The sequence below is a fragment of the Nautilia abyssi genome (genome assembly GCF_055388085.1).
On the sequence record NZ_AP042376.1, the window covers coordinates 452,019 to 468,594 of the forward strand.

The following is a 16,576-nucleotide window of genomic DNA, read 5'->3' on the forward strand; positions in this document are numbered from 1 at the left end:
GTTACTTTATTGCATGTGCGTAGTTACAGGCGTCTTTATTTCCAAGTTTACAGGCTTTATTTAAGAGCTGTTTTGCTTTTGCAGGATCTTTTTTTACTATTTCGCCTTTGTAATAGTAATATCCGAGGATAGTGCAGCTGTCGGTATCGTTTAAAGAACATCCCTTTTCATAATATTTAAGGGCTTTTTTTATGTTTTTTTGAGTTCCGAAACCTTTGTTGTAAAAATAGGCAACCATTCCGCATGCGTAAGCGTCATTTTTATTGTCACATCTTTTTTCAAACCCTTTTAAAGCCTGGGCATATTTACCCTGAAGAGCCAGTTTTAAATCAGGGTCTTTAGTTTGACCGTGATTACTCGCAAGAGCAAATACAGATAATAGAGATATTAATAATATTTTTTTCATTTTAATCCTTTTGTTTTTTTTGTTGTTTGTCTAAATACATCAGTTTATCGGCTTTTTTTATTAGATCGAATTTATTTTTGCCGTCATCCGGATATACGGAATATCCGATAGATACGGATGTCTGTATTAATAAAGAATCTATTTTTATCGGTTTTTTAACCGCATTATTTAATTTCATTATTATTTCTGAAATATTTTCTTTACTGACATCAGGCAGCAGCACTACAAACTCGTCACCGCCTATTCTTGCAATTATATCATTTTTTCTCAGAGAATTTTTTACTCTTTTCGCTACTATTTTCAGTACTTTGTCACCTATGTCATGTCCGTAAGTGTCGTTGATGGGTTTAAAATTGTCAAGGTCTAAAAACAGGATACTGAATTTTTTATTTTTCTTGCAGCTTTCATTTAAAATTTCTTCAAATTTTTTATCAAAAGATGCTCTGTTTAATAATTCTGTAAGCTGGTCTGTATATGCTATGTTTTCTATACTTTTTTGCTTGGCATGGAGTTTTTTTTGTAATGTGTTTATCTTTTTTAAAATAACTGCGGTAAGGATAATAATTAAGAAAAACAGAGGTATTATGAATTTTAGATACTGAAATAATGCGTTTTTATATTCTTTTTCGATATCGTCAATATATATGCCGCTGCCCAGTATCCAGTTATAATGAGGGATTTTGATTATATATGATAATTTTTGAACAGTCTTATTTGAATCAGGTTTTTTCCATTTGTAGATTATATAGCCGTTATCTGCTTTTTTAACGAGAGAGACCATTGCGGTAAATAAGTTTTCATTATTTAGTTTTTTTACCGTATTGTTATATTCTATCATTGTGGCACAGTCGAACTGTTTTGAGGTTAATGTTTTTCCGTTCAGGTTTTTGTCTAACGGGTGTATTACCATTTTTGGCGGCAAGGTATCTGTAATTATCCAAAAATAGTTGTTTTTTTCAAATCTCAAACTGTTTATTAACTGTTTGATCAGCTTTTTTTTCTGTTGGTCCGGAATAGGCAGTTTTTGATAGTATTCAATAGCCGAAAAAGTAGTTTGGACAATGTTTTTTATTGATTTCTTTTTTTCATTGTAAATTTTTTCTTTTAAAAGAGTAATATTGTAAAAACTGATTACAGCGATTGAAGAGACAAATATGGCTATTAAAATATATATAAGTTTTCTTATATCAAAGCGCATTTTAGTCCTTAGAGTTTATTTATTTGTATCTCCCGGCCCGGGAGCTTAGTTCATCCTCAGGCTATGCAGCCGAAACCGTCGTCGTCATCCTCAAATTCGTGGGAATGTGCAGTTTCTCCGGAAATTATACTTTCTTTATATGCTATAGTATCGTCGTTTAGAATAATGGAATAATATATTTTACTGGTGTTTCTTATTGTATTTATAGTGCTGCAGTATGTTTCAAGAGAACTTAAAACCCATCTTCTTGCAGTCATGGTATCGGCGTTTGAATTAAATTTATATATAAAATGAAATTCGGTAAATATTTTTGGAAATGTGTCTTTTCTTTTGTATTCTATGTCAAGTTCGAAATTTGAAAGCTCATAGCCTTTGTTTTTTGCCATTTCCACCACGTCATATGCCGAGCAGTTGCCAAGACCCGTTATAAACAGATCTATGGGAGTGTATTTTTTCGGGTCTATTATAATTATGTCTTTGCCGTTGCTTGCTTCATATAAATGGTCGTTGAGATGTCTTATTTTAATCATCTGTTTCCTTTAAAAACTTTTCGAAATATTTAATCTGCTCTTCCACCCTGTTTGGTGCTGTGGCACCTAAACTCTGTCTTGAGTTCATAGAATTTTCAAGGCTTAAGTCCACATCGTTTCCGATTCTATCGTCAATGCTTTTTAATTCTTCCGCACTTAAATCGCTTAAATCAACGCCTTTTTCTTCGGCAAGCGCAACGGCGCGCCCGGTTATATGATGCGCCTCTCTGAACGGAATCCCTTTGTTTACAAGATAATCGGCAAGATCCGTTGCAGTCAGATGCCCTTTTTTGCAGGCTTCGTACATTTTTTCTTTATTTACTTTCATAGTTTTGAGTGTTTCATTTAATATCGTAATAGAAATCAAAGCTGTCTTAACGCTGTCAAATACTCCTTCTTTGTCTTCCTGGGTATCTTTGTTGTATGCCAGAGGAAGTCCTTTCATAACCGTTAAAAGCGATACAAGATTTCCGTAAACCCTGCCTGTTTTTCCTCTTATAAGCTCCGGAACGTCCGGATTTTTCTTTTGAGGCATAATTGAGCTTCCGGTTGAATATTCGTCGCTCAGCGTAATAAATCCGAATTCGCTTGTTGACCAGATAACAAGCTCTTCGCTTATTCTGCTTGCGTGCATCATCAGTGTAGAGATGTTAAAAAGGATTTCAAGTGCGAAGTCCCTGTCGCTTACCGTATCAAGGCAGTTTACGGTAGGTTCGTCAAAGCCCAATTCCTTGGTCGTTTCGTGTCTGTCAATAGGATGCGGCGTTCCGGCAAGTGCGGCGCATCCAAGAGGATTTTTGTTGTTTCTTTTATAACTTTCAATAAATCTTTCATAATCTCTTTTAAACATACTTGCATATGCCAGCATATGATACGCAAAGCTTATAGGCTGTGCGTGCTGAAGGTGAGTCATACCCGGAAGGAGGGTGTTTTTGTGCTCTTTTGCGATATTTACGAATGTTTCGATTAAATCTTTGATTTTTTGTGCAATATCGATGTTTCTTTTGAGTGTCCATCTTCTGAAATCAACGGCCACCTGGTCGTTTCTGCTTCTTGCCGTATGCAGTTTTTTGCCGGTGTCGCCTATTATTTCGATAAGTCTTTTTTCGATGGCCATATGAATGTCTTCATCGGCTATATCCCATTTAAATTCGCCGTTTTCGATCTCTTTTTTGATTTGAAGAAGGCCTTCTTTTATTTTTTCGGCTTCTTTTTCGGTTAAAATGCCTTGTTTTGCAAGCATTTTAGAATGCGCTATACTTCCTTCAATATCTTCGATATAAAGCTCTTTGTCAAAAGGAATTGAAGCATTAAACTCGTCCAATATTTTTGCAGTGCCCGTGCTGAATCTGCCGCCCCAGAGTTTCATATATTTTACCTTTTTTGGTAGAATTATATCAAAAGCATAAAGGCTTACAATGATTAATACTAACGTAAACTCCCTGCAGGCACATCAGACACTGATGGACATAAACGCAAACAACGTAGCGAACGTAAATACCGAAGATTTCAAAGCAACGGATGCTCATATTGTGGACAGACTTGAAATCAGTGCCGACACTTCGCAAAGCGGAACCGATTTAACTAAAGAATTAACAGACCAGATAGTAATAGAAGACGGATTTAAAGCTCAGATTCCTGCAATAAAAACACAGGATGAAATGACAAAAACGCTTCTAGATATTAAAGCTTGAGCGTATATTTAAAAAAGAGGGGAAAATGAACAAAGAACTTATTAAACTGCTTTTTTCAACCGCGTCTATAGAAAGATGGAACGATCTGCCGCGTCCCGTTAAGTTTATAGAGCTTGACAAACAGGCGCACAGAATGATTATAGCTTACATTTTGGCTCATTTTGAAGACGATGTCGATTTTTACAAACTTATACATTTAGGAATAGCTGGCATACTGTACAGAGCCGTGCTTACGGATCTGAAATCTCCGGTATATCACTATTTGAGAAAGAAAAAAGGCAAAGAGCTGGACGAGTTCGTACTTAACAATCTAAAAGGGCTGGTTGATGAAGAGTTGGAATATTATGTTAAGATATTTAATTCCGACAGCTCCAAAGAAAAAAGAATTCTTTCGGCATCGAGCTATTTGGCGAGCAAATGGGAATTTGACATGATTTACAATTTTGCGCCGGATATTTACGGAATGAGGGAAATAAAAGAAAATATAGAAAACGAACTTGAAGATTACTACGACCTCGAAGGCGTAAAAGTCCTCTCTCTTAAAAGAAAAAGTTATGATTTTATATCTCTTTGCGGTAACCTTAGATTTCAAAAAAGATGGGCAAACACTCCCAGGGTTCCTGAAACTTCTGTTCTTGGACATATGCTTTTTGTCGCTATTGTGGCTTTTTTGCTTACAAAAGAATACGGGGGAAATAATTATAAAATTTATTATAATTTTTTTACGGGACTTTTTCATGATCTGCCCGAAGCTCTTACAAGAGACATTATAGCTCCTGTTAAACATAACGTCCAGGGGCTTGACGAAATACTTAAAGATTATGAAAATTTTTTAATTGAGGAAAAAATACTGCCGCTGGTGCCTAAAAACGTAAGAAACGAATTAAAAATTTTGATAACCGATGAGTTTGCCAATAAACTTATTATTGACAATCAGGTGAAAAAAGTCGATGTTGCGGAAGATCTGCTGGGAATGAGAGGAATAGACGGAAGTTTAGTAAAAGTAGCCGATCATTTTGCCGCTTTTGTTGAAGCTTATATGAGTATCAATCACGGAATTAAGTCTGCCGAACTGTTAAAAGCGGTAGATACATTAAGCAATAAATATAAAAATTCAAAAATATACGGTATTGAGCTTTCGAAATATTTTAGTGAAGGATTTTTAAAATGAAAAAAATTTTCTTTTTATTGATCGCGACTTTTTTGTTTGCCCAGAATATTGAAACATATTTATACTCTGTAAATGTCGATTACAGGGAATATGACTCAAACGGCGCATATCTTGACGGAGAATCAAACAGTTTTGGAGATCTGAACGGAATAGGGGTTAAATACCATAATGCATATGCCAATATCAAATATTATATTAAAGGAGAGTATGCGTACGGATCTACGATATATGACGGTCAGACATGGTCCGGAACACCTCTTACCCTGAAAAAAAACAATGCCTGGATATTAAATATACAAGCGGCACTTGCACCAAGAAGAAGTCCGTTATATATTGGAGTCGGTTACAGAGGATGGGACAGAGGTTACAGTGATTATCCCGGGGATTATGACGAGTATTATTACTGGCCGTATATGAGTTTTGGATACAGTTATGTTTTTAAAATCAATAAACTTTTTGTTTTGCCGGAAATTGAATACCAGTATGCAATTAATCCAAAACTTGACGCTAAAATCGGAAGCGGGGCAACTCTTGATTTAGGTACAACTACAGGTTACAAGGCTGAATTGAAATTTGGTTACGTTTATAACAATCTGCTTATTACATGTTTTTACAGATATCAGTTTTGGCATATAAGTCCTAGTCAGCCTGCAGTTATAACGTTAAACGGAAGCCAGGTTACTATTTATGAGCCTGAGAGTTATACGAGAAACCAGTATCTAGGTATAGGAGTGTTGTTTAAATTTTAATAAGGAGAAAAACTCCTTATTTTAAAATACAGCTGTTCACTACTTCTATAATTGCTTCTACTACTTTCGGATCTTCCAATGTTGAAGTATCTTGTGTGATAGGTTCGCCTTTTGCGATTGCCCTTAAAATTCTTCTCATAATTTTACCGCTTCTTGTTTTAGGAAGTCCCGGTACGAATGCGACTGTGTCTACTTTTGCGATGGCTCCGATTTCTTCTTTTACTATTTCATTGATTTCTTTGATTATTTCCATTTCTTCCGCAACGGTGTCTTCGCCTTTTAATACAACATATGCAAATACGCTTTCACCTTTTATTTCATCCGGTCTTCCGACAACGGCAACTTCCGCAATCAGAGGATGTTTTTTGATAGCAGCTTCTATTTCTGCGGTTCCGAGTCTGTGTCCTGAAACGTTTATAACGTCGTCAACCCTTCCGGTAATCCAGATATAGCCGTCTTCGTCGTACATTGCTCCGTCACCTGAGAAATATACCGGCTCTCCGAATTTTTTCGCAGTTGAAAAATAGCTTTTGACGAATCTTTCAGGATCTCCCCAAATAGTTCTTATCATACTAGGCCAAGGTTTTGTAATACACAAAAGACCCTTTTCATGTGCAGGCATTTTTTCACCTGTTTCATCAATAATTTCAGCAAAGATTCCAGGCAGAGGGAATGTTGCGCTTGCCGGTTTTACCGGTGTTGCAGCCGGAAGAGGGGTAATCATGTGTCCTCCCGTTTCTGTCTGCCACCATGTATCTACAATTGAGCATCTTCCGCCACCTACCACTTCATAATACCATTTCCATGCAGGAGGATCGATAGGCTCTCCGACAGTTCCTAATATTCTCAGTGAACTCAAATCGTATTTTTTAGGTTCGTCAGGTCCCATTTTGTTAAGAAGTCTTATAGCCGTAGGAGCTGTATAGAATTGGTTTACTTTGTATTCTTCTACCATTTTCCATGCTCTTCCGCTGTCAGGATATGTTAATACTCCTTCGAACATTAAAGTCGTTGCACCTGCAGCCAGAGGTCCGTATACGATATACGTGTGTCCGGTAATCCATCCGATATCGGCCGTACACCAGTATGTGTCGTTGTCTTTAATATCGAATACCCACTCCATAGTAAGCTGCGCCCATAGGATATATCCTGCGGTTGAATGCTGGACGCCTTTCGGTTTTCCTGTACTTCCGGAAGTATAAAGTAAAAACAGAGGGTCTTCGCTTTCCATAATTTCTGCCGGACATTCGTCGCTTTGATTTACAATTAAATCGTTATAGCTAATATCTCTGCCTTCCACCCATTCAATATCTTCATTGTTTCTTTCCACTACTATTACTTTTTTAACTATGTCCACGCCTTCAAGAGCTTTGTCAACAGTAGGCTTTAGCATATACGGGCTTCCTTTTCTGAATGCCCCGTCTGCCGTTATTACGACTTTTGCTTCTGCGTCAAGAATTCTGTCTTTAAGTGCTTCCGCACTGAATCCTCCGAATACAACGCTGTGTATTGCACCGATTCTTGCACATGCAAGCATTGCAAAAGCGGCTTCAGGAATCATAGGCATATAAATTACTACCCTGTCTCCTTTTTTTACGCCCAACGATTTTAAAAGGTTTGCAAATCTGTTAACTTCTCTGTAGAGTTCTAAATAAGTAATAATTCTTTTTTCTCCGTTGTCGCCTTCCCAAATAATAGCGGCTTTATTTTTTTTAGAATCGAGATGTCTGTCTATACACTGATATGCTACGTTTAACTGTCCGCCGACAAACCATTTGTAAAACGGAGCGTTAGATGTGTCTAACGTTTGTTTGAAATCTTCAAACCATGTGATTTTTTCACGGGCGAGTTTTGCCCAGGTTCCTTCGTAGTCTTTTTCGAATTCTTCTACCATTTCCCTGTATTCGCACATATTTCTGAATACGGGGTCTTTAAACATTTCTTTTTTTGGATAATATACTTCATTTAACATTCATGCTCCTTTTACGCTTTTTTATTTATAATAATGTAAAAGTTGAATATTGATATAGCAGTAATCGCGAATTTAATTTTCGCTTAAAGATGTTGTGTAGATTGGTAACATTGAAGTTATAAAGTAGTTAAGTGGTGAAGTAGTGAAGGCTTTTATATTTTCCCTTCACAACTTACCTATTTATCAGCTTTTCTGCTTACTTATAGTTGTCGATAGCTTTTTGGATAAGTTCTATAGCTTTGTCTCTTCCTTCATAACCTGTAACTTTTACCCATTTTCCAGGTTCAAGGTCTTTGTATGTTTCGAAAAAGTGTTTAATTTGGTTAAGTTCGATTTCAGGTAAATCGCTTAAATCGTTTATTTTAGCCATTTTAGGGTCAAGTTTAACAGTCGGCACAGCTACGATTTTTTCATCTTTACCGCTTTCGTCTTCCATAATAAGTACGCCGATAACTCTTGATTTTATAACTGTCCCAGGAACAACGCTTTCACTTGAAATAACCAATACGTCAATAGGGTCTCCGTCATCTGCCAAAGTGTTAGGAACAAAACCGTAATTTGCAGGATAGTAATTAGCTCCGTATAGAATTCTGTCTAAAAAGATTGCTCCGCTTTCTTTGTCAAGTTCGTATTTAATATTGCTTCCCTGAGGGATTTCAATTACAGCATTTACATATTCTTCAGGATTTCCGGGTTTGATTTTACTGATGTCCATTTGTTCTCCTTTTTTTTGTGACATTATATCAAGATATTTGATTAAATAAATTCCGGCAATATAAATTATCCAGTTGATATAAATCCATAAAAACAGAAACATTAAAAGAGAAATCGAACCGTATATGGTTGAATATGTTTTATTTATAAGTACGTAATAAATAAAAACGTTTTTGGATATTATAAAAGTCATTGAAACCATAAAAGACGCAAGAAGAGCGGATTTGGTGGTTTCGTTTTGAAGCGTCATTTTATAAGAAAGGAAAAAAGTAAGCCATATAATTATAAAAGGCGCCATTTTGGCGAAGTTAATCCATGAGGTATAGCTAGATTTGTCCAGGAAAAACTGCAGTTTTATAGAAATAAACATCGCCGCCGCGAACATAATAGGGAACAGGGTAAGCATTGTCCAGTAAAGTTTTATTTTTTCCCACAGGTTTCTTTTTTCCTGCCCGAATATTTTTGAAATTATCGTTTCGTAGTTGTCAAAAAACAGTATGGAGGTAATTAAAACGTAAAAACCTCCGAGTATACCCATTTTAGATGAATTGGATAGAAAGTTTTTAAGATATACGGAAATCATTTCCTGATTAGTCGGAAGAAGGTTTGAACTGATAAAATGTTCCAGTTTAGTATAAAAGTCTGCAAAAAACGGTGTGCTTGCAAATATTGTAAGCACGATCAGAATAAGCGGCACAAGGGAAAAAATAGTATAAAAACTTAAAGCTGCCGAATACAGAGTTATATTGTTAACAGTGTCTTTTAATTTTTTAAAATCGATTGTTTTAAGATATTTTAAATAATTCTCAATTCTCAATTCTCAATTCTCCATTTCAAGAGCTTCTTTTTTTTCCTCAAGCTCAAGATATCTTTCAACTTTATTATCGTATATTTTTTTAATTTCTTCAAGTTCTTCGCTTAAAGTCACAAGCCCTTTTTCCTGATAACAGTCGGGATTTGCTAGACATTCTTCAATTTCAGCTATTGCAATTTCAAGCTCTTCTATCAGTTTCGGAAGTTCTTCGAGCTCTCTTTGTTCTTTATAAGAGAGTTTTTTCTGTTTTCTGTTTTTCGGTTTTTGTTTTTCTTCATTTTCCATTTTGCGTTTTACATTTTCAATTAATTTAATCTCTTTTTCTATTTCCAGATATTCCGTATAAGGGATATGGCTCTCTTCTACTATCCCGTCGCCTTTAAAGATAAACATTTTTTTTGCCAGTTTGTCTACGAAATATCTGTCGTGGCTGACGAAAATCACGCTTCCTTCGAAATCTATCAGATATTCTTCCAAAATATTAATGGTCGGAATATCCAAATCGTTCGTAGGCTCGTCTAATATAAGCACGTCAAAGTCTTTGGTAAAAAGCAAAGCCAATGCGACTCTTGTTTTTTCACCGCCGCTTAAAACTCCTATTTTTTTGCTCAGGTACTCCGGAGGAAACAGGAACTCTCTTAAATATCCGTATACATGTATGTTTCTTCCTTTTACGTTAACATGGTCTCCGCCCTGCGGACAGAACGTTTCTATCAGATCTTTATCGTCGCTGAGCATTGATTTTCGCTGGTCCAGATATCCGATTTTAACGTTTTCGCCGATTTTTATAATACCGCCGTCAGGTTTTTCTTCACCTATTAATATTTTTAAAAGTGTGGATTTTCCGCTTCCGTTTTTACCTACTATCGCAATTTTGTCTTTTTGCAGTATACGCGTTGAAAAATCTTTTATGAGCAGTTTGTTTCCGATACTTTTTGTCAAATGTTCTATTTCGAACATTACTTTTTTACGGTTTATTTTTTCTTCTTCTTTTGAAAGAAGTTCTCGTTTGAGCTGCATTTCAATCTGTCTGATTTCACTTCTGTCCTGTTTTACTTTATCACGCAGTTCGAGTACTCTTTTTTTTCTGCCTTCATTTCTTTTAAGTCTTGCCTTAACGCCACGGCTTAGCCATTCTTCTTCTCTTTTTAGAAGTCTCAGTTCGTTTTCGTATTCTTTTTCTTTGGCTTTAAGCAGCTCTTCTTTTTGACGGATATAATCTGCATAACCGCCTTTGAAACTTCTAAGTCGGCAGTTTTCCAGTTCCACGACCCTTGTAGCGATTCTGTCTATAAAATATCTGTCGTGGCTGACTACGATAAACGTATATTTTTCCTTTAGCAGTGTTTCTTCCAGAAATTCCGTCATATATACGTCAAGATGGTTTGTCGGCTCGTCTAAAAGCAATACGTCGGGTTTTTGAAGAAGTAAGGATGCAAGGGCCACTCTTCTCTGTTCTCCTCCGCTGAGAAGCGAAATGTCTTTATTTTCATATTTTTTAAGATCAAATTCCTGCATTATTCTTTCAATTCTGTCGTCAAGGTTCCATGCATTGTGAAAATCAAGGAATTTGCTGATTTTATCCATTTCGCTCTGAATAGTTTTGTTATCAGGGTCTGCGGCAAATTCTTCTGTTAATTTTAAATATCTCTGATAAGCTTCTTTAAATTCGGTCAGTTCGTTTTCAATGGCGTCTCTTACTGTAAGATTTTCCTGGAATTTAGGAGTCTGAAGAAGTCTTTTAATTTTAATTCCGTTTTTGGTAATTATTTCTCCGCTGTCGGGTTCTATGGTTTTGTCTATTATTTTCATAAGTGTGGATTTTCCGCTTCCGTTTTTACCTATAAGGGCGACTCTTTCGCCTTCGTCTAAATGAAATTCGACATTACATAAAATTTTCTGAGCTTCAAATTTTTTACTAACATCCAAAAGGTCTATTAAAGCCATTTTGTTCCTTGTTTGTTTTGTTGTGAAATGATACCAAATTGTAATTTAAATAAATTATACTTCCGGAAATATAAAAAAAGGAGGAAAAATGAAAATCGACGTTATGACTGTTGCGGCGGCAACACTTCTTATTGCAAGTTTAAGCTTGTTTCAGGCCGTTTAAACCTGAAATGTAACTCTTTTTCACTTTGAAGAGCAGTTTTTGCCTCTCGTTTAAGTTTACCTCAAAATTTTTTGTATAATTAATTTATTGAAACAAAAAGGGGATTTATTTATGTTTAATACCGAGCGTATTTTAGAGGCGGAAAGGATAAAAGAAGATTTCGACAAATTAATGGATAAACTTATCAAGAATCTAAAAAGAGAAGAAAAAATTTTACTTTTATCCGATAAAAGGCAGAGAAAAGAGTACGACGAACTTCAGGAAAAATTAAAAGAAGTTCAGAAACTGCAAAAGGCGCAGCAGGAGTTAATTGATTCTTTTATTAAACTTATAGCCGAATCAATTGACGCCAAAAGTGAATATATGGGCAGTCACTGTGAACGGGTGCCTCAGCTTACGATGATGCTGGCGAAGGAAGTCAGTAAATCAAAAGATGTGGATTTTGAAATTAAAAACGAGGATGAAGAGAGGGAAATAGCGGCGGCGGCGTGGCTTCACGACTGCGGAAAAATAATCACTCCCGAATTCGTAATGGATAAAGCCGTAAAACTCGAAACCGTTTATAACAGAATACATGAAATAAGAACAAGATTTGAGGTTATAAGAAGAGATCTTATTATTGAGGCAAAAGACAGGATTATAAACGGTGAGGATAAAGAAAAAGTTGATAAATGGCTTAATGAGGAACTGCAGAAACTTCATGAGGATTTTGAATTTATAGCCGAACTTAATATCGGGGACGAAGATCTGGATGAAGAAAAAATAGAAAGACTTAAAGAAATTTCACAAAGAACATGGTACAGGTATTTTGACGACACAATCGGTATATCCAAAGACGAGAAAAAAAGAATTTCCAAAGAAGAACTTAATCAGGAACTTCCGGTAAAAGAGTCTCTTTTAGCGGATAAGCAAAGACATATAATAAAAAGAAGCAAAAAAGAAATAGAAGAGTTTAAGAAATACGGATTTAAAATCGAAATACCTGAAAACCTTTACAATCTGGGAGAAATTTATAATTTAAGTATAAAAAAAGGAACTCTGACAAAAGAAGAATATTTCAAAATTCAAGAACACGTTATTATGACGATAAAAATGCTTGAAAGTCTTCCTTTCCCTGAAAAATTAAAAAACGTGCCTCTTTATGCAGGAGCTCACCATGAAGCTTTAGACGGAACGGGATATCCTAGAAGACTAAAAGGCGATGAAATTCCTATACCGGCAAGAATTATGGCCATCGCAGATATTTTCGAAGCGTTGACTGCGAAAGACAGACCGTATAAAAGACAGAAAAAACTTTCTGAAACTATTGAGATTCTTGTTTCAATGGCATTGGCAGGAAAGCTTGACAAAGATATTTTAAGGGTGTTTTTAGAATCGGGACTGTATAAAAAATACGGAGAAATGTATCTTTTAAAAGAAAATTTCGATGAAGTCGATATTGACTCGTATATTAAAAAACTGAAATAATTAAACGATTTAAAGTTTTAAAAATTTTTTATATAATAATATTTATAATCTAAAAAGGAAAGAGATGGAAAAGTTATATATACCTGCTACAAAATATACTCCGGAAATATCGCTTGACCCGGAAAAAGGGCTAATAGAAATAAAAGGGAAATCATATCCTGAAAATACGTTTGAATTTTACGAGCCTGTAATCAAATGGATTGACGAATATCTCAAATGCTGCGTAAAAGGCGATATCACGGTAAATATGGAAATTATATATTTTAATTCCAGCACATCAAAACTGTTTTTTGATCTTTTTGATCTTTTTGACGAAGTAAAAGATAAATATAACATTACAATCAACTGGATATATGACGAGGAAAATGAAAGTGCGGAAGAAGCCGGTGAGGATTTTATAGAGGATTTTAAGGATCTGAATATAAATTTAATTAAAAAATAAGGTTTTTCCTATGATGGAAGACAAGCTGTTAGACGAAATAGAGCAGGCTAAAGAAAATTTTAATAAACTGCTGGACAAAATAGCCAAAGATATAAAGCGGCATAATAAAATAATGCTAAATGCCGATAAAAGGCAAAGAAAAGAGTATGACGAACTTCAGGAAAAATTAAAAGAAGTTTTAAAATTACAGCAGGCTCAAAAAGAACTGATTGACGCTTTTATAAAACTTATTGCCGAAACAATTGACGCTAAAAGCAGATATACCGGAGGCCACTGCAGAAGAGTTCCGGAAATAGCAATCAGACTTGCGGAGGAAGCCAGCAAAAGCGACAAGTTTGAATTTAAAATAGAAAATGAAGAGCAAAAAAGAGAAATATCGATAGCCGCATGGCTTCATGACTGCGGGAAAATCGTTATTCCCGAATATGTAATGGATAAGGCGGTAAAACTTGAGACTATATACAACAGAATTCATGAAATACGCATGAGATTCGAAGTTGTATACAGGGACCTGGAAATTGAAGCTTTAAAAAGAAAATTAAAAGGTGAAAATCCGGAAGAAGTCGATTTATGGTTTTCTGAAGAGACGGAAAAATTAAAAGAAGAATTTGAGTTTATTGCTCATATGAATATAGGCAATGATTTTGTTGACGATAAAGATATCGAAAAACTTAAAAAAATTGCAAACAGAGAATGGTTAAGATATTTTGACGACACCATCGGTCTTAGCGAAGACGAAAAATCCAGAATTAGTGAAGAAGAACTGAAAGTAAAACTGCCCGTTAAAGAGAAACTTCTGTCCGATAAAAAAAGACATATAGTAAAAAGGTCAAAAGAGGATATAGAAGATTTTAAAAAGCACGGGGTTAAAATGGAAATTCCGGAAAATTTATATAACTGCGGCGAAGTATATAATTTGAGTATTAAAAAAGGAACGCTTACAAAAGAGGAAATATTTAAAATACAAGAACATGCCGTTAGAACTATTAAAATGCTTGAAAGCCTTCCTTTCCCTGATGATTTGAAAAACGTTCCTCTGTATGCCGGTGCTCATCATGAAACTTTAGACGGAACGGGATATCCGAGAAAACTAAAAAACGGTGAAATCCCTATACCTGCCAGAATAATGGCTATTGCGGATATTTTTGAAGCGTTAACTGCGGACGACAGGCCATATAAAACTCCAAAAAAACTTTCAGATGCGGTAAGAATATTATCCGAAATGGCAAAAGAGAATAAAATTGACAAAGATCTGTTTTTGCTGTTTTTAACCAGCGGGGCATATTTAGATTATGCAAAAAAATATCTGAAACCTGAGCAGATTGATGAAGTTGACGTAAAGTATTATGAGGAAATGTTCGGTGAATGATAAAAATTTAATATTATTAGAGGAAATCGAAAAAGAATTATTAAACAATAATAATCAGAACGTGCATGAAAAGCTTCCGGATTTTTTAAAAAAAACAAAAAAAACGCTTCAACGCTACAATAAAATTTTAAATCTTTCCGATTCGCAACAGTTTGAACTTCTAAAATTAAAAGAAAAATTAGAAAAAACCAATTTTCAATTAAAACTGCTTTTGGATAATGCCAACGAAGGTTTTTTATATGTAAACGGAGATTTGAAAATTGAACCGGTATATTCCAAAGTTGTTAAGAATATTTTTGAGTATGATATTTCAGGAAAATACATTTACGATATCTTGTTTGATAAGAAAAATTTTTATAAAGAAGTATTATCGGAAATATTAAGTTCTGACGATTTAAAAGCCGAGGTTTTACTTTCTTTGCTGCCTAAAGAAAAAGAGATAAACGGTAAAATTATCAGTATTGAGTATAAAAAACTGGAAAACGGTTCATTTATGATTGTTTTAAGAGATATAACTGAAAAAAAATATCTTCAGCAGCAGGCCAAAGAGGAAAAAGAAAAATTAAAAATGATAGTTGAGGTGGTTTCCTCGATAGAACAGTTTTTGGAAATAAAATTTGAATACGACGAATTTGTAAAAAGCCTGGATTATTATCTTAAAGACATGTCTGCATTTAAAGCCAAACTTCATACGTTTAAAGGGCTTTTTGCACAAAAGCATATGAAACACGCGGTTAACAAAATTCATTTTATTGAAACACAGATAGACGCTGACAATACAGAATATATATCCGCTTTAACTTACAGAGAACTTACGGAGCCGGTCGAAAAAGACATAGAAGAAATAAAACGTATTTTAGGAGACGACTTTTTTGAAAAGTTTAATTATAAATTTATTGAAAAAAAACGTTTAAAAAAACTTTATTCCAAAGCACAGCAGCTGGGTACGGATGTAAATATCCTTACTGAATTAAAAGAGCTTATGTATTTTAACGTATATGAATTCGTAAAACCTTTTAACAGTTTAATAAACGATTTAGCCGAAAAATACAATAAAAAAATAAAGTTTATTTATGAGTGTGATCTGTTTTTGCCCGATATATATAAATCTTTTTTTATGTCTCTGGTACATGTGTTCCGAAACAGCGTTTATCACGGGATCGAAGATGAATACGAGAGAATGGAAAATGGTAAAAACACCGAAGGAACGGTAAAATTTAAAGCGGTAAGAAACGGAAAAGAGATTATCGTCAGCATAAAAGACGACGGCAGAGGAATAGATACAGATAAAATTTCTAAAAAAGCCGGGAGAAAAGTTACAGACGAGCAGATAGCTGAATATATATTTCAAGAAGGCTTCAGTACTAATGAAGAGGCGGATCTGGTTTCAGGCAGAGGGGTGGGACTTTACAGCGTTTATGAAGAAGTTAAAAAATTAAACGGCTCTGTATTGGTTAAAAATAAAATAAACGACGGAGCAGAGTTTATTATCAAACTCCCTTTTATAGAACATGAACGCGAAGAGCTGATTTTGGATGTTTTAAGCGAGGAATTGAAAAATCTGTTTGGAGAATGCAGGTACATTACTGAAAAATACGAATATAACGCCAAATATAAATGCGATGAATTCAGCAGCAGTATTAATTTTAAAGGCGATGCGGAAAATATGATTTTTATTCAATGTGACAGCAAAGGTGTATATGAAATAGCTAAAACTGTTCTTTACGGAAATATTGACAGCAGTGTTATTGAAGAGCATAAAGAAGATGTCTTAAAAGAAGTATTAAACATATTAGCCGGAAAGGCTATCAAAACTTTGCAGGATTATAATATCAATGCTGATATCAGTACTCCTTTTTTTTATGAAAAAACGTTTAAAGCATATAAAAAAGATATCGTTTTTTCAAACTTTTCAATATCAATAGGAATAAAGGTGTGAA

14 protein-coding genes and 1 pseudogene are annotated in these 16,576 nt (G+C 34.8%); 7 read left to right on the top strand and 8 right to left on the bottom strand.

Annotation, left to right across the window (positions count from 1 at the left end; all coding sequences use genetic code 11):
- Nucleotide 1 precedes the first annotated feature (1 nt).
- From ACZ5EP_RS02280 to argH, 4 genes are read right to left on the bottom strand one after another with little or no spacing between them, the layout of a single operon-like run.
- Nucleotides 2-406 (bottom strand): tetratricopeptide repeat protein, encoded by a 405-nt coding sequence (locus tag ACZ5EP_RS02280; protein WP_464509263.1) that lies wholly within the window; start codon nt 404-406, stop codon nt 2-4.
- Nucleotide 407: 1 nt separating this feature from the next.
- A complete protein-coding gene (locus ACZ5EP_RS02285) occupies nt 408-1,604 on the bottom strand; it encodes a diguanylate cyclase domain-containing protein (RefSeq protein WP_464509264.1) in 1,197 nt (398 codons plus the stop codon).
- A gap of 56 nt (nt 1,605-1,660) precedes the next feature.
- Nucleotides 1,661-2,134, bottom strand: a complete 474-nt coding sequence (locus tag ACZ5EP_RS02290; RefSeq protein WP_464509265.1) for an OsmC family protein — start codon at nt 2,132-2,134, stop codon at nt 1,661-1,663.
- Nucleotides 2,127-3,503, bottom strand: a complete 1,377-nt coding sequence (gene argH / locus ACZ5EP_RS02295) for an argininosuccinate lyase (protein WP_464509266.1) — start codon at nt 3,501-3,503, stop codon at nt 2,127-2,129. The genes ACZ5EP_RS02290 and argH overlap by 8 nt, the downstream gene beginning before the upstream one ends.
- 49 nt (nt 3,504-3,552) lie before the next feature.
- Between argH and ACZ5EP_RS02300 the strand changes: the two genes are divergently transcribed.
- From ACZ5EP_RS02300 to ACZ5EP_RS02310, 3 genes are read left to right on the top strand one after another with little or no spacing between them, the layout of a single operon-like run.
- Nucleotides 3,553-3,828 carry a flagellar basal body rod C-terminal domain-containing protein gene (locus tag ACZ5EP_RS02300; RefSeq protein ID WP_464509267.1) on the top strand — a complete coding sequence of 92 codons (276 nt, stop codon included), beginning with the start codon at nt 3,553-3,555 and terminating at the stop codon, nt 3,826-3,828.
- A 25-nt stretch (nt 3,829-3,853) separates the two neighbouring features.
- Nucleotides 3,854-4,999, top strand: coding sequence for an HD domain-containing protein (locus ACZ5EP_RS02305; RefSeq protein WP_464509268.1), 1,146 nt, complete (start codon nt 3,854-3,856; stop codon nt 4,997-4,999).
- Entirely contained in the window at nt 4,996-5,748 is a 753-nt protein-coding gene (locus ACZ5EP_RS02310) for a hypothetical protein (RefSeq protein WP_464509269.1), read from the top strand. The genes ACZ5EP_RS02305 and ACZ5EP_RS02310 overlap by 4 nt, the downstream gene beginning before the upstream one ends.
- A gap of 16 nt (nt 5,749-5,764) precedes the next feature.
- Here the strand turns inward: ACZ5EP_RS02310 and acs are convergent, their stop codons facing one another.
- From acs to abc-f, 4 genes and pseudogenes are all read right to left on the bottom strand, one after another.
- On the bottom strand, nt 5,765-7,720 hold the full coding sequence (acs, locus tag ACZ5EP_RS02315) for an acetate--CoA ligase (RefSeq protein ID WP_464509270.1): 1,956 nt from the start codon (nt 7,718-7,720) through the stop codon (nt 5,765-5,767).
- 196 nt (nt 7,721-7,916) lie between these two features.
- Nucleotides 7,917-8,435 carry an inorganic diphosphatase gene (gene ppa, locus ACZ5EP_RS02320; protein ID WP_127682138.1) on the bottom strand — a complete coding sequence of 173 codons (519 nt, stop codon included), beginning with the start codon at nt 8,433-8,435 and terminating at the stop codon, nt 7,917-7,919.
- An 87-nt stretch (nt 8,436-8,522) separates the two neighbouring features.
- A pseudogene (locus ACZ5EP_RS02325) lies at nt 8,523-9,131 on the bottom strand (YihY family inner membrane protein); the annotation flags it as partial.
- A gap of 123 nt (nt 9,132-9,254) precedes the next feature.
- A complete protein-coding gene (gene abc-f / locus ACZ5EP_RS02330; protein WP_464509271.1) occupies nt 9,255-11,195 on the bottom strand; it encodes a ribosomal protection-like ABC-F family protein in 1,941 nt (646 codons plus the stop codon).
- Nucleotides 11,196-11,469: 274 nt separating this feature from the next.
- Between abc-f and ACZ5EP_RS02335 the strand changes: the two genes are divergently transcribed.
- The 4 genes from ACZ5EP_RS02335 to ACZ5EP_RS02350 all read left to right on the top strand — a co-directional run bounded on the left by ACZ5EP_RS02335 (nt 11,470) and on the right by ACZ5EP_RS02350 (nt 16,575).
- Nucleotides 11,470-12,825, top strand: a complete 1,356-nt coding sequence (locus ACZ5EP_RS02335; RefSeq protein WP_464509272.1) for an HD domain-containing phosphohydrolase — start codon at nt 11,470-11,472, stop codon at nt 12,823-12,825.
- 64 nt (nt 12,826-12,889) lie between these two features.
- On the top strand, nt 12,890-13,267 hold the full coding sequence (locus tag ACZ5EP_RS02340; RefSeq protein WP_127680530.1) for a DUF1987 domain-containing protein: 378 nt from the start codon (nt 12,890-12,892) through the stop codon (nt 13,265-13,267).
- 10 nt (nt 13,268-13,277) lie between these two features.
- Nucleotides 13,278-14,636 carry an HD-GYP domain-containing protein gene (locus ACZ5EP_RS02345; protein ID WP_464509273.1) on the top strand — a complete coding sequence of 453 codons (1,359 nt, stop codon included), beginning with the start codon at nt 13,278-13,280 and terminating at the stop codon, nt 14,634-14,636.
- The gene (locus ACZ5EP_RS02350) at nt 14,629-16,575 is read left to right on the top strand and encodes an ATP-binding protein (RefSeq protein ID WP_464509274.1); all 1,947 of its coding nucleotides are present in this window, start codon (nt 14,629-14,631) and stop codon (nt 16,573-16,575) included. Before ACZ5EP_RS02345 ends, ACZ5EP_RS02350 begins: the two co-directional genes overlap by 8 nt.
- The last annotated feature ends 1 nt before the right edge of the window (nt 16,576 follow it).